Source organism: Bowmanella dokdonensis, assembly GCF_017254865.1.
Taxonomy (GTDB): Bacteria; Pseudomonadota; Gammaproteobacteria; order Enterobacterales; family Alteromonadaceae; genus Bowmanella; species Bowmanella dokdonensis.
On the sequence record NZ_JAFKCV010000004.1, the window covers coordinates 327,587 to 342,838 of the forward strand.

General features: G+C 56.1%; 15 protein-coding genes. 14 read left to right on the forward strand and 1 reads right to left on the reverse strand.

All coding sequences use genetic code 11. The annotated features are described in order from the left end of the window. Window positions 1–20 precede the first annotated feature (20 nt). The 6 genes from J0A66_RS09535 to J0A66_RS09560 all read left to right on the forward strand — a co-directional run bounded on the left by J0A66_RS09535 (window position 21) and on the right by J0A66_RS09560 (window position 7,159). Complete coding sequence (locus J0A66_RS09535; RefSeq protein ID WP_206573566.1) at window positions 21–920, forward strand: alpha/beta hydrolase family protein; 900 nt, start codon at window positions 21–23, stop codon at window positions 918–920. Continuing rightward, window positions 917–2,416, forward strand: a complete 1,500-nt coding sequence (locus J0A66_RS09540; RefSeq protein WP_206573567.1) for an SLC13 family permease — start codon at window positions 917–919, stop codon at window positions 2,414–2,416. Before J0A66_RS09535 ends, J0A66_RS09540 begins: the two co-directional genes overlap by 4 nt. A 338-nt stretch (window positions 2,417–2,754) precedes the next feature. Next, window positions 2,755–3,750 carry a sensor histidine kinase gene (locus J0A66_RS09545; protein WP_206573568.1) on the forward strand — a complete coding sequence of 332 codons (996 nt, stop codon included), beginning with the start codon at window positions 2,755–2,757 and terminating at the stop codon, window positions 3,748–3,750. Further along, complete coding sequence (locus J0A66_RS09550; protein WP_206573569.1) at window positions 3,747–4,460, forward strand: response regulator; 714 nt, start codon at window positions 3,747–3,749, stop codon at window positions 4,458–4,460. The genes J0A66_RS09545 and J0A66_RS09550 overlap by 4 nt, the downstream gene beginning before the upstream one ends. A 12-nt stretch (window positions 4,461–4,472) precedes the next feature. After that, entirely contained in the window at window positions 4,473–5,927 is a 1,455-nt protein-coding gene (locus J0A66_RS09555; protein WP_206573570.1) for a TrkH family potassium uptake protein, read from the forward strand. A 167-nt stretch (window positions 5,928–6,094) separates the two neighbouring features. After that, entirely contained in the window at window positions 6,095–7,159 is a 1,065-nt protein-coding gene (locus tag J0A66_RS09560; protein WP_206573571.1) for a sulfite exporter TauE/SafE family protein, read from the forward strand. A gap of 108 nt (window positions 7,160–7,267) precedes the next feature. Here the strand turns inward: J0A66_RS09560 and J0A66_RS09565 are convergent, their stop codons facing one another. After that, complete coding sequence (locus J0A66_RS09565; RefSeq protein WP_206573572.1) at window positions 7,268–8,053, reverse strand: sterol desaturase family protein; 786 nt, start codon at window positions 8,051–8,053, stop codon at window positions 7,268–7,270. Between the two features lie 221 nt (window positions 8,054–8,274). On the opposite strand from J0A66_RS09565, the gene J0A66_RS09570 reads away from it, so the two are divergent. The 8 genes from J0A66_RS09570 (at window position 8,275) to J0A66_RS09605 (ending at window position 15,252) form a co-directional block, all read left to right on the forward strand. Continuing rightward, a complete protein-coding gene (locus tag J0A66_RS09570) occupies window positions 8,275–8,490 on the forward strand; it encodes a hypothetical protein (protein WP_206573573.1) in 216 nt (71 codons plus the stop codon). A gap of 249 nt (window positions 8,491–8,739) precedes the next feature. Continuing rightward, window positions 8,740–10,137 carry an ethanolamine ammonia-lyase subunit EutB gene (locus tag J0A66_RS09575; protein ID WP_206573574.1) on the forward strand — a complete coding sequence of 466 codons (1,398 nt, stop codon included), beginning with the start codon at window positions 8,740–8,742 and terminating at the stop codon, window positions 10,135–10,137. 20 nt (window positions 10,138–10,157) lie between these two features. After that, window positions 10,158–10,889, forward strand: coding sequence for an ethanolamine ammonia-lyase subunit EutC (gene eutC / locus J0A66_RS09580; RefSeq protein ID WP_241264112.1), 732 nt, complete (start codon window positions 10,158–10,160; stop codon window positions 10,887–10,889). Between the two features lie 223 nt (window positions 10,890–11,112). Then, entirely contained in the window at window positions 11,113–11,544 is a 432-nt protein-coding gene (locus J0A66_RS09585; protein WP_206573576.1) for a GFA family protein, read from the forward strand. Window positions 11,545–11,800: 256 nt separating this feature from the next. Further along, the gene (locus J0A66_RS09590) at window positions 11,801–12,193 is read left to right on the forward strand and encodes a DUF1801 domain-containing protein (protein ID WP_206573577.1); all 393 of its coding nucleotides are present in this window, start codon (window positions 11,801–11,803) and stop codon (window positions 12,191–12,193) included. A gap of 66 nt (window positions 12,194–12,259) precedes the next feature. After that, window positions 12,260–12,796 carry a lipocalin family protein gene (locus J0A66_RS09595; protein WP_206573578.1) on the forward strand — a complete coding sequence of 179 codons (537 nt, stop codon included), beginning with the start codon at window positions 12,260–12,262 and terminating at the stop codon, window positions 12,794–12,796. Window positions 12,797–13,607: 811 nt separating this feature from the next. Continuing rightward, on the forward strand, window positions 13,608–13,817 hold the full coding sequence (locus J0A66_RS09600; protein WP_206573579.1) for a hypothetical protein: 210 nt from the start codon (window positions 13,608–13,610) through the stop codon (window positions 13,815–13,817). 70 nt (window positions 13,818–13,887) lie between these two features. Next, entirely contained in the window at window positions 13,888–15,252 is a 1,365-nt protein-coding gene (locus J0A66_RS09605) for a serine hydrolase domain-containing protein (protein WP_206573580.1), read from the forward strand.

Sequence of the window (15,252 nt, forward strand, 5' to 3'; positions counted from 1 at the left end):
TTTCACCACAGGATCACAATATGTTGCAACTAAGACTCATGTTACTGACAGCTTTGTTATGGGTGCTGGCCAGTCCGGCAATGGCTGCCCACAGCCAACCCTGGCAACACAGCGAAAAAGGCCACTACAGCTTCGGTGGCTGGGCCGGCGGCGAGCTGGATATCCAATTCAGCGTCCCGGCAGACAGTAACGCGGACACGCCCATACTGATGGTTATCCCTGGCGCCAGGCGCAATGCCGATCAATACCGTGACCACTGGCATGAACTGGCCATGCAGCACGGATTTATCGTCCTGGCCATTGGCTGTGATCGCCAGGTCTGCCCAACAGAATATGATTACAACCTGGGCGGGCTGCTGGACGCACGGGGTAACAGCCGGCCATCTGACCAGCAATTCTTCTTGGCGCCGGAGCAGGTTTTTAGCGATTTTGTTCAGGCCTTCGGCTCGAATCAGAAGCAGTTTGCCCTCTATGGCCATTCCGCCGGAGGCGGCTTTGTCCATCTGTATATGTTGGCAAGGCCCTCAGCTCCGGTCAGCCAGGCCGTATCGGCCAATGCAGCCTTTTTCACACTGCCTGAGCCGGACAGGCCCTTTCCCTTTGGTCTTAAAGGCACTTCTTTGGATGCCACACAGGTGGATAGCTGGCTGCAACGCCCCCTGACGATTATGCTGGCCGATCAGGATCTGGGGCCCAGAACCAAGCCTTTGAGTAACAGTGAGGCAGCCAACCAACAGGGGTTGAACGTATTTGCCCGAGGCCTGGCGTTTTATGCCGGTGTCATTAACCGGGCCAGCGCCCGGCAGATACAACCGGTCTGGAAGCTGGAGATCGTGCAGGGGGTGGGGCACAACAGTGCCCATATAGCGCCCCATGCTGTGAAGTATCTGTTCCCCCGGTTAACGGGGGATAAAGTATGACAGAGTTGCAACAAAATTTGTCGGCGGATGCCGGTAACGGCCAGGGTGGCCGTGGCCGGTACCGGCAGATCAGCCTGTTTGCCGGCCCGCTGTGTGCCTTGCTGATGCTGGCTATGCCCGTCCCCGAGACGCTGGGTCAGGTTGGCTGGGCGACGGCGGCGATTGGTATCTGGATGGCCATCTGGTGGTCCACCGAAGCCGTGCCGGTGCCCGTGACGGCCCTGTTACCCCTGGTCTGCTTTGCGCCGCTGGGCATACTGGATATCAAAGCCGCTGCGGCACCTTACGCCAATCCCACTATCTATCTGTTTCTCGGTGGCTTTGTCCTTGCCTCAGCCATGCAAAAGTGTGGGCTGCACCGGCGTATCGCCTATTTTATCCTGAGCTTTGTCAGCGCCGGGGCCCGCTCCATCATACTGGGGTTTATGCTGGTCAGCGCGATTCTGAGCATGTGGATGACCAATACCTCCACCACCATGATGTTGCTGCCCATTGGTCTGTCGATCATCTCCAGTCTGGAACTGGATGATCAGAATGTGTCGGCTCGTACCCGTCGCAATTTTCAGTTGTCGCTGTTGCTGGGTATTGCTTATGCCGCCACCATCGGCGGTATGACGACCCTGGTGGGCACTCCACCCAACGCCTTTCTGGCCGGTTTTATGAGCGAGACCTATGGCATGGAGATAGGCTTTGCCCAATGGATGCTGGTGGGGGTGCCGCTGGCCGTTGTCCTGCTGCCCCTGACCTGGTGGAGCCTGACCCGCTGGATCTATCCGGTGGATTTCAGCACACCGGCCCAGGCCAGAGAGAAACTGGTACGCCAGCGTACGGCCCTGGGCAAGACCAGTAAGGCGGAATGGCGGGTCGGACTAATCTTTTCGCTGGTGGCGCTGGGCTGGATGACGCGGCCACTGCTTGAGCAGTGGTTGCAACTGGAGGGGTTATCCGATGCCGGTATCGCGATGCTGGCGACTCTGGCATTGTTTGTCGTGCCGGCCGGAAACGATCAGCAGACGGCCCTGATGGACTGGGAGGATATGCGTGATATTCCCTGGGGCATCTTGCTGCTGTTTGGCGGAGGTCTGAGCCTGGCAGCCGCCGTATCCGGTTCCGGACTGGCACAATGGCTGGGACAGAGCCTGGTGCATCTCAATGCTTTCGGCATCCTGGTGCTGGTACTCAGCGCCACGGCCATGGTGATTTTCCTGACGGAAATGACCAGCAACCTGGCCACCGCTGCCACCTTTTTACCTGTGGTGGCGGCCATTGCCCTGGAGATCGGCGGGGCGCCGATCAGCCTGACGGTGCCGGTGGCACTGGCGGCCAGTTGCGCCTTTATGTTGCCGGTGGCCACCCCGCCCAATGCCATAGTGTTCTCGTCCGGTTACATCAGTATTCCGCAGATGGCCAGGGCCGGGTTGGTGCTCAATCTACTGTGCATAGGTTTGGTTACCTTCGTTTCCCTGTGGTTGGCGCCTATGATATTTGGCCGATGAGTTACTTTGTCAGTTCTGCGGCGATGGCACGCCAGCCAGATAGCCGTCCATCGATGTAATCAAACCTTGGAAGTGCCGGCAGTTGTCAGCACTTCCAATCTTGTGAAATGGTGCGCAGAGAACGCCATGCCACCAAGCAAAGCATGCCCTAATTGAGCCTCTGGCCTGCCAGCGTTCTTTGCGCGAACAGACAGCAGCCTGAGAAAATTTTACGCATATTTTACGCTACTTGTGACGGGTAATTGGGTACATTGATAGCAAGTCAGTTTGTAGAGTGAAGCCCTGGCTTCATCATCTTCTTGCAGCCTATTACCCAAGCCCTCAGTCGAAATCAAACTTTGTTCACTATCGTTGTGGTATTGGTGGCCGGAGTGGTCTGCTTCGTGCTGGATGCTTGGTTTATGCCCAAGCTGGGCACGCTGCTGGTGCTGCAGCTGGCGGTGGTCACAGTGGCGTTATTGAAGGAAAGGCCCTCGGCCATTCTGGCCGGTGTGCTCGGAGCGCTGGTGTTCAATTACTTCTTCACCGAACCCCGCTATTCCTTCCATATGACAGAGCTTGACGATATCGTCAATCTGATGATTTTTCTGGTAATTGCCCTGATTACCAGCCAACTGGCCGTCTACTACCGCAGCCAGCAGGAAGCCCTGAAAAAAGCCCAGTTGCGCTCCAGTATTCTGCTTTCCGTATCCCATGATCTGCGCACCCCCTTGTCCAGTATTATCGGCACCCTCAGTACCATGCAGGAGTATGGTCACAGGCTGACGCCCGCCGAGCAGCAAGAGCTGCTCACTGCCGCCCTGGACGAGAGCCACCGCCTGCACCGTTATGTGGAGAATCTGCTGCAGGCGACCAAGCTCCAGCACGGTGAACTGCGGCTCAACCTGTCCGAACAATCCATTATGCAGGTGATCAATGCCGTCACGGAGCGATTTGCCAGCCCCAGGATCCAGGTGCAGTTCGACAGGCCTCTTCCCCAGGTTCAGGTGCGTGAGTACCTGCTGGCTCAGGCCCTGTACAACCTGATTGATAATGCCCTTAAGTATTCACCACAAGGCTCCCCTGTTCTGATCCGTGTCAGTGCTGATTCTCAGTGGTTGAGCATCCAGGTATCCGATCAGGGACCCGGGATCCCCTTGCGTACCAGGGACAAGGTTTTTGAGCTGTTCTACTCCACCCGCCAGGGCGATGCCGGGGAAGGGGGCACTGGTCTGGGGCTGGCGGTGGCTAAAGGTATTGTTGAAGCCCATGGCGGCAGGCTGGAAATTCTGCCAGTGGACACGGGTAGCACCTTTGTCGTGAGGCTGCCGGTATGTAGGGGGGAGCAAAGATGAAATCACGAATTCTGGTAATCGATGATGAGGCCCAGATCCGGCGATTTATGCGGATCTCCCTGACCGCTGAGGGGTTCGATTATTTTGAGGCAAAAACGGCTGCAGAAGGTGTAGCTATGGCTTCCGGCGAGTCGCCGGATTTGATCGTCCTGGATCTGGGGTTACCGGATCAGGACGGCTACTGGGTGCTGCGGCGCCTGCGTCAGTGGAGCAAGGTGCCGGTGTTGGTTCTGACCGCCCGGGATGCCGAGGAAGAGAAAGTTAAACTGCTGGAAGGGGGAGCCAATGACTATCTGAGCAAGCCCTTTGGTGTCAAAGAACTGATGGCCAGGATTCGGGTGTTACTGAGGGATCTAGGTAGCCAAGAGGAGTCCCCACCTGCCTCGAGACTGGAATTTTCCGATCTTGTGATTGACCTGGTCAATTGGCAGGCATGGCTGGGGGGCGCGCCTTTGTCGCTTACCCGCAAGGAGTTTTCCCTGCTCAGTTTTCTTGCCAGCCGACCCGGCCAGCTTGTTACCCAGCAGCAACTGATTGAGGCCATATGGGGCAGCCTTCACGTTCAGGATACCCACTATGTCCGCATCCTGATCAGCCAGGTACGCAAAAAGCTGGGAGACGATGCCGAGTCGCCGCGCTATATCCTCACCGAGCCAGGCGTCGGTTACCGTTTTCAGCCAGACCCTGATCTTAGCGTCACACAGGATTGAGAGCGGTCTTCTATGGTCAATGCCAGAAATACCACTCGCTTGTTATCCATGCCTGTCCTGTGGATGGGAGTAGTGCAGCTTTGTTTCGGTTTGTTGTCCCTGTTTCTGTTCAGGGACAGGGTTGCGGCTGCCTTCTTGGAGCCGGCAGGGGTAATGCTGCTGGCTTCCTTGTTGATCACAGTGGCAACCAGCAAGACAGACCTTAGCAAGGTGTCGTTTCGTGATGCATTGATGTTCGCGACCCTGACCTGGATTGTGACCGGCCTGTTGGGTGGTTTTCCCATTATGCTGGTGACGGATGTCAGCTTTACCGATGCAGTATTTGAGTCCATCAGCGCTCTGACCACCACAGGGGCCACCATTCTGACCGGCCTGGACAATATGCCTAAGTCATTTCTGCTCTACCGGCAATTCCTGCAATGGATGGGGGGATTAGGCGTGGTGATCTTTGTGGTGGCCGTATTGCCCATGCTGAATGTGGGGGGTATGCGCCTGCTTAAAGCAGAGACTCCCGGGCCGGTAAAAGATGACCGGCTCACCCCCCGCATTGCCAATACCGCTCACTACCTGTGGTTTATCTACCTGCTGATCACTTTTTTATGTGCGCTGGCTTATTATTTCGGCGGTATGAGCCCCTATGATGCTATTGCCCATAGTTTTACCACTGTCTCCACCGGCGGTTTCTCCACCCATGACGCCAGTATGTGGTATTTTCAGAGTCATACGTTGCTGGCTGTTTCCAATGTTTTTATGCTGCTTGGGGCTATCAGTTTTGCCCTGCATTTCAGGGTGCTGCATTCCACCACCCCAAGGCTTTACTGGAAGGACGAGGAAACCCGCGTGTTCCTTTATCTGGTGGCGGGCCTTACCTTGATTCTGACCTTCTATCTGCACCAAGAGGGACGCTATCCGGACTGGGAGGAGTCACTGAGTTTTTCTGCTTTTCATGTGATTTCCTTTATCACCAGTACCGGTTACGGGGCGGCCGATCTGAGTAGCTGGCCTGCCGTCACTGCCATGTTCCTGGTGTTTTGTGCCTACCTGGGAGGTTGCGCAGGGTCCACGGCCGGCGGCAATAAAATCATCCGCGATATTATTACCTTTAAGGTGATACGGCGTGAGATCCGGCAGATTCTTCACCCCCAGGCTGTGTTGTCGCTGCGTTATCAGGGTGATGAAGTGGACAACGATATCCGCGACGCCGTAATGGGCTTTATGTCTTTCGCCGCGGGCAGCACGCTGGTGATTACCCTTATGCTGATGGGCACCGGGCTGGATTTCTGGTCTTCCTTTACGGCCGTGGCGGCCTGCATCAATGTGCTGGGGCCCGGGTTTGGCCAGGTGGGTAGCAACTTTCAGCCGGTTAGCGATATCGGCATCTGGATCCTGTCCGGCGCCATGATTCTGGGCCGCCTGGAATACTTCACCGTGCTGGCGCTGTTTGTGCCGGCCTTCTGGCGGTATTGAAACTCACTACCGGAAACCGAACAACCGCACACTTTACCCCAATCGGGTCAGGGCGGATTTGGCATTTGGCCAGCCCGCAACTGATTCACCTGGGGCAAGCATACTGTTAGCTTTCCCTGGTCCACGACTGGTAGACTGCTTGTCGTGTTTATAACCTTATGTGTGCGATGAGTATTCTGACCAGGCCAAAAAAATATCTGTGGGTGTGGTTCCTTTGGCTGGCCCTGTTCTACGGCGTCTGGCTTTGGCTGATGGCCGGGGAGGGGCTGTGGCCCACCGCCGTGGAACACTGGCCGATGGCGCTGGCCATGGCCATCGGCAGCTATGCGGCAGGCTCTACCCCCATGGGCGGGGGCACGGTGGGCTTTCCGGTGCTGGTGCTGCTGTTTGAACAGCCCGCCAGCCTGGGGCGGGACTTCAGTTTCGCCATTCAGGCCATCGGCATGACCAGCGCCAGTATCTTTATCCTGGCCAGACGCCAGCCGCTGGCCTGGGCAATTCTCACAGGTGCCATGCTCGGCGCTCTGGTGGGGACGCCGCTGGGCATATTTCTTATCGCACCGCATATCCCGGAACTTTGGATCAAGCTGGTGTTTGCCGTGGTATGGGCCAGCTTCGGCCTACTGCATCTGTACCGGCTGAATGAGATAGCCGGGCACAGCGGCATGACAGAATTTAACGAAAACTGGGACTTCCGGCTGGGGATCTGGATTGGTCTGCTGGCCGGCGCCACTGTCGCCTCTGTGACAGGGGTGGGCATCGACATGGTGCTCTATACGGCATTGGTGCTGATTTGCCGCGCGGATCTGAAAATCGCCATTCCCACTTCGGTGGTCATTATGGCGTTTACCTCCGTTCTGGGTGTGGCCGTCAAGACCGTTTCGGGTCAGGGCCTGCAATCCGGTGTATTCGAAAACTGGCTGGCGGCGGCGCCGGTGGTGGCCTTAGGGGCGCCACTGGGCGTTTTTATCGTGGCCAGGATAGGCCGCAAGCCCACCCTGATGGTCGTGGCCACGCTGTGTGTCGGCCAGTTTGTATGGACGTTGTTTTCGGAGCAAAAGGTGCTGGGCCTGTCCGGCATCCTGATTTCGCTCTTTGCCGTGGGGGCCTGTCTGGCAGGTTTTGAACGGCTGCGGGGCTGGGGTGCCGAGCTGGTCGGAGAAAACCCGTCGCAGACCCCATCCAAGGAAGGCGCTGTTTTGACTAAGCTGGCGGACTCCAGAGACTCCTGAGCCTCTGTTAGTGCACAAGATACAGGTAGCCTCTGTTCACCCGTTAATTTCCCACCGCGCCCCTGGGCAGGGGCGCCTTGCGTCACATACCAGCAGTTTTGTCAGTATTCAGACCCGGGACTCTTCTGTGCTCTGCAATGAGACTTTTGGCGGATTAATATCCCGGAACAGCAGCATATCCACTATTCGCATTGAGCCGCCTTCGTAATAGCCGTTTTCGTACTGGTAGCTGCGGGGATTGCGGAAGGTGCCGAACAGCATATCCAGCACCGGCAGATCAGCAAAGTTGTAATAGTGAATGCCCTTGCCGTGATGCACATGATGGCTTTCCGGACGTTGTACCAGATAACCAACCCACCGTGGTGTTTTGATATTCATATGCTGGAAAATGGCCAGGAAGAAGGTGATCTGCAATATCATTACCACTGCTTCCACCGGCAGTCCGATGATCAGGTTGAAGCTGAGGCTGACCAGCAGGGTAAAGGCCACCATATCCATGGGGCTGAACCAGAAGGCGCCTGCTGTATCGATTCGTTCTGCACTATGGTGCATCTGATGGAATACTCGCCACAAGGTGGCTGAACTATGCATACCGCGATGCCAGAAATACAGGCCGGTTTCAAAGACCAGCAGGCCGATGGGCACTGCCGCCCATAAGGGCAACTGGCTGGCGTCGATCAACTGATAGCGGGCGATATAACCATCCACTATCAGCGGCAGGTAGTTTGAAATCATAAAATACAGACAAAAGGCCACGATTCCCCGCAACAGCCAGAAGGGCGACGCCGGCATTTTTCTGGCCGGAAACAGGGCTTCCAGCAGCATCAGACCGGCATAAATAGCGAAGAAAGTGTATGAGAGCGGATTGAAGATCAGCTCAATTGGACTCGGCATAGGTCTCTCCATGTTGTGAATGTTCTCCATGCTTTACGCAGCCAGATTGGAAAATGTGCCACCCAACTTCCGACTTCTTATTTCCCCGCTCTGTGCCCCTGCCGCAACGGGGGATTGGCACATTCTGTCGTCCACAATCGTTTACCAACTAACGGTGACATCGCTTTGATCGGTAATAAACGGTGACATCGCTTTGATTGGTAATAACAGAGGAACTGACAATGAAGAAAACACTTATCCCCGCCGCTATCCTGATCCTGTCCCTGTGTGGCTGTGTCAGCCCCGCTCAGTACCAGGCAAGCCATGAGGCGGCCGGGGAGGCGGATCAATGTACCTGGAAGATGGTCAACCGCTCCGTGCCACCCAAGAGTCGTGGCAAGCGGATGAAGTGTGTTTATGAGCAAGCGAGCCCCGAATCACTGCTCAGCGCACAATAAAGTAACGGGACGCGAACCGGCGCTGGTTCACAAACCGGTTAGCCGAATCGCCCCGGGGCTTTATCACGGGTCGTCGCCCTTCGATTAGTAGGCTGCGTACCTTGTGTCAGATTAGCGCCTGAGTGAATAACTGACCTTAGCTCACTGGTATAATTGCGCAGCCCGCCTTATGTTTAAGGGACAATGGGGCGGGGTTGGCGTTGGCAGAATGAACCCAGGGGGGAACAGGTTGATCGGCGGAGCAGGGCGATGAGTTACCAGCAAACCGTTGCTGGTGTTGTCTATCGCTTTGCCGATCTTAAGGTGTTGATGGCCAGGGCCAGTCCGCTGCGCTCGGGCGACTGTCTGGCCGGTATCGCTGCACAGACGGCGACCGAGCATATGGCCGCCAGGTTGTGTCTGGCCGATATTCCGCTTCAGGCCTTCCTCAACGAACTGCTGATCCCTTATGAAGACGATGAGATCAGCCGGTTGATTGTCGACAGCCACGACAAGGACGCTTTTGCGCCTGTCAGCCACCTCACGGTGGGTGATTTTCGCAACTGGCTGTTACTGGACAGCACAGGCCCTGCCGAGCTGGCGGCCATCAGCACCGGTGTCACCCCGGAAATGGCTGCGGCGGTGTGCAAACTGATGCGCAATCAGGACCTGGTCCTGGTGGCGCGTAAGTGCCGGGTCAACAGTGCCTTTCGCAGCACTGTTGGGCTGCCGGGCAGGTTGTCCAGTCGTTTACAGCCCAATCATCCCACCGATGATGTCAAAGGCATTGCCGCCGCCATTCTGGACGGCCTGTTGTACGGTTGTGGCGATGCGGTTATCGGCATTAATCCGGCCAGTGACAGCATACCCCAGCTCAGAGAATTGTATTACCTGCTCGACGAAGTGATTAGTCACTATCATATTCCGACCCAGTCCTGCGTCCTGACCCATGTGACCAACCAAATTCAACTGATGGAAAAAGGCGCTCCGGTGGACCTGGTGTTTCAGTCCATTGCCGGTACTCAGGCAGCCAATAAAAGTTTCGGCGTGGACCTGACCCTGCTGAGTGAAGCCCAGTCTGCGGCCCTTTCCCTTAAACGCGGCACCCTGGGCGACAATGTGATGTATTTTGAGACCGGACAGGGTTCGGCACTGTCGGCCAATGCCCATCATGGTATTGATCAGCAGACCTGCGAAGCCCGAGCCTATGCCGTGGCCAGGCAATTCTCGCCGCTGCTGATCAATTCGGTGGTGGGCTTTATCGGGCCGGAATATCTTTATGACGGCAAACAGATCACCCGGGCGGGGCTTGAGGATCATTTTTGCGGCAAGTTGCTGGGTCTGCCCATGGGGGTGGATATCTGCTATACCAACCATGCCGAGGCCGACCAGAATGATCTGGACAACCTGATGATCCTGCTGGCCAACGCCGGCCTGACTTTTTTGATGGGGGTGCCGGGCGGCGACGATGTGATGCTCAACTACCAGAGTACCTCTTTTCACGACATTCTGGTTTTACGTCAACTGTGCGCCCTGGCGCCGGCACCGGAGTTTGAACAATGGCTGATCAAGATGGCAATCATGGATGCCAACGGGTGCATTTGCCCCGTGGCGGAGGCGCATCCGCTGATCCAGGGACTGCCCAGGCTGTTGCAGCCGATCAACTAGTACTGCCGGATCCCAATTCGATGCTCAATGTTCACACGCCGGCGCGGGTGGCATTGGGCCGGGTAGGCAGCAGCCTCAGTACCCGCAGGATACAGGAGTTGGAATTGGCCCATGGTATGGCCCGCGATGCCGTGCACCTGGCGCTGGACAAGCAGGCGTTAAAGCAGTCGTTGCAAGACCTGGGGCTGGATGTGATAGAGGTGCAAAGCCAGGTGCAGGACAGGGCCGAGTATCTGATGCGACCCGATAAGGGCAGAATGCTAAATCCAGAATGTCGCCGGCAACTGACAGAGTTGAAGGCTTCTTCAGTGCCGCTGCTGCTGGTCATAGGCGATGGCCTCTCGTCCATGGCCATCGCTAATCACGCCGTACCTCTGGTTAAAGCAATTCAGTCTGACTGTCCCTGGCCCCTGCCTTACCTGGTCCTGGCAGGCCAGGCCAGGGTGGCCCTTGCCGATGAGATAGCCCAACTGCTGGGCGCACAAATGGTCGCCGTGCTGATCGGAGAGCGCCCCGGGCTCAGCTCGCCGGACAGCCTGGGAATTTACTTTACCTACCAGCCTAAAACGGGCTGCACCGACGACGCACGCAACTGTATTTCCAATATCCGCCCTCAGGGCCTGAGCTATCAACGGGCAGCGCAGAAACTACTGTGGCTGGCCGCCGAGGCCATGCGTATCGGTGGCTCAGGCATTGTGCTCAAAGACCAGAGCGACCAGCGCTTGCACCAGATCGACCCCCAGGTCAGGTAGATTTGCCCTCTTCCTTATGCACTTGGCACGAGGTACGGCCCTTCGGATAAGCGGCTTGCCATGGCGGACTTCGCCGGAGATACTGAAATTGAAGCATTGGCGACATCAATGTCATGGTTCAAATCTGACATGGACAGTTCATCTCACTGTTTGGCTTTTCAGCGTGGCAGAACACTGGGAAAGGGGAGTCCATATCATTCGTTAGGCGTGTTAAGGAGTGATTATGACTGGCGACAATAAGATCAGCACTGGAGGTTGTCTTTGTGGTGCTGTGCGGTACGAAGTTAAAGGCCCGTTACGTGATGTGGTCAACTGCCATTGCAGTATGTGTCAACGCTTGCATGGCAACTTTGGCCCTCACTCCAAGGCTCGGAAAGTCAATATCAGAATAACGAAGGATGCCGGCCTTGCCTGGTACAAGACGTCAGATATTGCCCGGCGAGGATTCTGCCGAGAGTGCGGCTCCAGTCTGTTTTGGGACCCGTTTGAGCTGGATGCAACCGGTATTATAGCGGGCTCCCTTGATGGTCCTACGGGATTAAAGACGGTGGGGCATATCTTCGTCAGTGAGAAGCCAGACTTCTACCAGATCACAGATGATTTGCCACAGTTCCAAGAGTCTTCAAACGGTGTCTTAGTTAACGACTATAAATGAGTTGAACAGCATCCCTGATCTCGGGGTCCTGTTTTTCCTGCTGCGGTCAAGCCGGTCCGGGGGATTGGCCGCCGTTCTGTTAATGGTCGGGTAGGGAGAAAGTCTGTGGCTTATCTGTCTGTTGTTGCACCATCCGACTAAGTAGAGGAAACAGGACTGGTGAGATGCCATACTGGGTTCCAAAGGGACGCCGACCAATGCTTGGCAATTAGAAGTTCACTGTAAGAGCCTGGCCTCGGGCAACAGGAACAACAAGATGCATCCAGAGACTCTGACATACAACGGGAATCAGCAACCTCAACATAAAGAGGTCTGTGATTTGCTCGCCCGGGAAATCGACACGCATCTCTGCGGGGGGGAGAACAAACTATGGCATTCACATCCAGTCTGGTTTCTGGGAGGCAATCCCATTGTCGGATACAGCAAGCAGAAGCCGGGTATCCGACTGATGTTCTGGAGTGGGGCGGATTTTGCGGAAGCCGGCCTGAGCCTGATCGGCGGGAAATTCAGGGACGCATCCGTTTTCTATAACCGGGTCGAAGAAATAAACACAACAGAATTGCAGAGATGGCTCAAAAAAGCGCAAGAGATTCAATGGGACTATAAGAATTTAGTCAGGCGTAAGGGACGACTGGAAAGACTGAAATAATCCGGGCTGTACTGATTGCAGCGAGTGGTCCGTTACAGACAAAAAACCAAGGAGAAGGACAGAAATATGCGACCTTTACTGATTTTCTGTTTGATATTGCCATTACTGGCCTGCGCCAGCGCTCCAGATGGAGTGCAGCCGGTCAAGGACTTTGAACTGGATCGTTATCTGGGTACCTGGTTTGAAATCGCCCGTTTGGACCATGAGTTTGAACAAGGGCTGAGCCGGGTGACAGCCAACTACCGGCTGGCTGACAAAGGGGGCATAAAGGTGATTAACCGGGGCTTCAATACGGACACCGGCGAATGGCAGGAGGCCGAAGGCAAGGCCTACTTTGTCGAGGACCGCAACACGGGTCACCTGAAAGTGTCTTTCTTTGGTCCGTTCCAGGGTGCCTATGTGATTGTGGCGCTGGACAAGGAGGACTATCAATATGCCATGGTCAGCGGACCGGACAGGGACTATTTGTGGATACTGTCCCGCCAGCCCAGCCTGGAGTCCTCTGTGTTGGATAAACTGCTGGCACAGGCAGAAGGCCTGGGTTATGCCACCAAAGAGTTAATTTGGGTGGATCACCCCAACGATGAGCCTGAACAGGACTGATTCAGGCTTTTGGCGGTCCCGTTCTGGCTGACGGCCGCACCCGCCAGGCCCGGTGATCATCCAAAACCCCTGTTTCGCCACGCAAGTGCAAGTCGGTGCGTTTATCACCTGGTAGCGCAGTTTTTTACGCAATAGCAGACAGAAGAGCAGCGGCTGCCCGGGTCAGTTGGCAAGCCGGAAAGGCAGAGGGCTGATATGTCCGCCGCCTTGAAGGCAAAATGGATGGTGAGAGATAAGTGCTCCTACGGGCTGTGGTTATGGATACTTTCACTGAACGGTCAGGCCAACCCCTGCGGATTACTAGGAAATAGATATTCTTTTTCCTCGGCCTGCCTTGGATCCCGTTGTGGCACTCCCCATTGCCGGTTAATGGGCAATACCCCGGCCCACACTGGCCAGCCGTAATCGGCGTCATCACTCCCTCCCGGGCAGATCAACACCGCCACTGCCGGTGGATGGGCAAGGGGCCATGTTATCAGATACAGCCTCGGCTAAAGGAATAGCTATTCTTACTCCTGACCGACAATACCCACTGGGTATCGGCTCGGCCTCTGCATTGACCTTGCAGTCGGCCCTGGCTGAACTGGGAAAAGTCCCAAGGCGGCATGCGCCTGGAAACTGACCACCCTGTCTGGTCACTATTTTTCCCATCCCTGCCGGCAAAGCTTTGTGCTGGGATTTTCCCAGCCGGATGACACTGCTCTTACCTGCGGCATCGGACTTCTCAGACAATGCCTGCAAAAGGTACTATCCTGAGCGTTGCGGACTCCGTCCGCCCTACTGGATTATCAATAAATACAAGGACGTAAGCATGAAACGCTTTTTTTCCCTGCCATCCTGTTGCTTCACCCTGCTGTTCACCGGCATGACTTGCCTGGTATGGCTGCATTTGGCGCACAGCGAAGGTGGCACCCCAATGGCGATGGATAACCCGATGTTTATGCTGGTATTCGGCTGGAGTCTGATACTGGGCGGCTGTATCGCCGGACTGATATTTTTGCTCCGTCCTGCTGAAGGCTGATTGTCCCGGGGGCCAGCATAGCCAGGTATAAAACTATAAATTCTTGTTTCTTTTTCACGGATAGTATTGCATGAAGAAAGTCCTGATTATCCTGCTCATTGCGCTGACCCTGCTGTTTGCCCTGTTTCCTTCCCTGCTGGGGTTTTCCCTGTTGCGGATAGGCGATGCCGTCTCCGTTTCCACCGCCATGGGTGCCAAACTGGGTTGTTCGGCGCGTTTCATCACCGGGCAGGGGGAGACGCAAATCATTGAAGATTTGGCCTCTTATTCCCCGGCCAATCGCCTGCTTGATATCCATTATCAGGACAGCCGCGCCACCGCCAGCCTGCTGGGAATGGCAACCACAAGCGCCACCTACAGGCCTGGTCTGGGTTGTACCCTGGATGACGGTGATACCAGTGAGCTGGACAGATTGGTGGTCGCCGATATGCCGCCAAAGACAGCTCCCTGGCCCGCAGGTTTTCAGGTGTCGACCATTCTTCCTGAGGTGCAGGAGAAGCTGGATCAGATGCTGGCGGAAGACAATCTGGCGGGACTGGACAGCCGCGCGCTGCTGGTGGTTAAGCAGGGACAGATTGTGGCCGAGTCCTACGCTGAGGGCATCAGTCCCCAAACGCCATTGCTTGGCTGGTCCATGGGCAAGAGCCTGACGGCCATCCTCCAGGGCCGCATGCAGCAACTGGGGCTGGTGCATGTCAGCGATCAGGGCTTGTTCGAACCCTGGCAGCAGGACAAGCGTCAGCAGATAAGCCTTAAGCACATGCTGACCATGACCTCAGGCCTGATGTTCGATGAGACCTATGCGCCCGGCAGCGACTCCACCCGCATGCTGTTCCAGTCCCACAGCGCCTCTGAGGTGGCCATGGACACTGAGCTGGTCCATGCGCCAGGAGCGCATTTTTCCTATTCTTCCGGCACCACCAATCTGATCGCCCGCTACCTGCATGATCGCCTGGGCGGCGATCAGGCGGCACTGGATTTTTTCCAGACGCAGTTGCTTGCTCCCCTTGGCATGACCCACAGCCTGTTTGAGCCTGATCCAAGCGGGGTGTTTGTGGGTAGTTCTTATGTCTATGCATCGGCCCGTGACTGGGCAAGACTGGGTTTGTTGATGCTGTACGAAGGACAGTGGCAGGGTGAGCAATTCTTGTCCCAGGAGTGGGTAGCTCAGGCCAGATCCCCGAACAGCAGCCGCAATGACAGCCGCTACGGTTATCAGTTCTGGCTGAACCGCGGTAACGAGGGGGAAGCTCTGCGCTGGCCTGCATTGCCGGCTGATGCCTACGCTATGCAGGGCAATCGCAAGCAGGTGGTGATGGTGATCCCGTCAGAACAACTGGTGCTGGTGCGCCTGGGCTTGACAAAGGAACAATACCCGATGGAAGGCAATTTTTCTGCGCTTGTCACTCTGTTGGCTGGGATGGAAAGCAGGTGA

Bases quoted from the DNA above. Each gene is read 5' to 3' on its own strand.
- J0A66_RS09535 (WP_206573566.1), top strand. From the start codon at position 21: ATGTTGCAACTAAGACTCATGTTACTGACAGCTTTGTTATGGGTGCTG.
- J0A66_RS09600 (WP_206573579.1), top strand. From the start codon at position 13,608: ATGAAACGCTTTTTTTCCCTGCCATCCTGTTGCTTCACCCTGCTGTTC.
- J0A66_RS09585 (WP_206573576.1), top strand. From the start codon at position 11,113: ATGACTGGCGACAATAAGATCAGCACTGGAGGTTGTCTTTGTGGTGCT.
- J0A66_RS09540 (WP_206573567.1), top strand. From the start codon at position 917: ATGACAGAGTTGCAACAAAATTTGTCGGCGGATGCCGGTAACGGCCAG.
- J0A66_RS09565 (WP_206573572.1), bottom strand. From the start codon at position 8,053: ATGCCGAGTCCAATTGAGCTGATCTTCAATCCGCTCTCATACACTTTC.
- J0A66_RS09590 (WP_206573577.1), top strand. From the start codon at position 11,801: ATGCATCCAGAGACTCTGACATACAACGGGAATCAGCAACCTCAACAT.
- J0A66_RS09605 (WP_206573580.1), top strand. From the start codon at position 13,888: ATGAAGAAAGTCCTGATTATCCTGCTCATTGCGCTGACCCTGCTGTTT.
- J0A66_RS09570 (WP_206573573.1), top strand. From the start codon at position 8,275: ATGAAGAAAACACTTATCCCCGCCGCTATCCTGATCCTGTCCCTGTGT.
- J0A66_RS09575 (WP_206573574.1), top strand. From the start codon at position 8,740: ATGAGTTACCAGCAAACCGTTGCTGGTGTTGTCTATCGCTTTGCCGAT.
- J0A66_RS09560 (WP_206573571.1), top strand. From the start codon at position 6,095: ATGAGTATTCTGACCAGGCCAAAAAAATATCTGTGGGTGTGGTTCCTT.
- J0A66_RS09555 (WP_206573570.1), top strand. From the start codon at position 4,473: ATGGTCAATGCCAGAAATACCACTCGCTTGTTATCCATGCCTGTCCTG.
- eutC (WP_241264112.1), top strand. From the start codon at position 10,158: ATGCTCAATGTTCACACGCCGGCGCGGGTGGCATTGGGCCGGGTAGGC.
- J0A66_RS09595 (WP_206573578.1), top strand. From the start codon at position 12,260: ATGCGACCTTTACTGATTTTCTGTTTGATATTGCCATTACTGGCCTGC.
- J0A66_RS09550 (WP_206573569.1), top strand. From the start codon at position 3,747: ATGAAATCACGAATTCTGGTAATCGATGATGAGGCCCAGATCCGGCGA.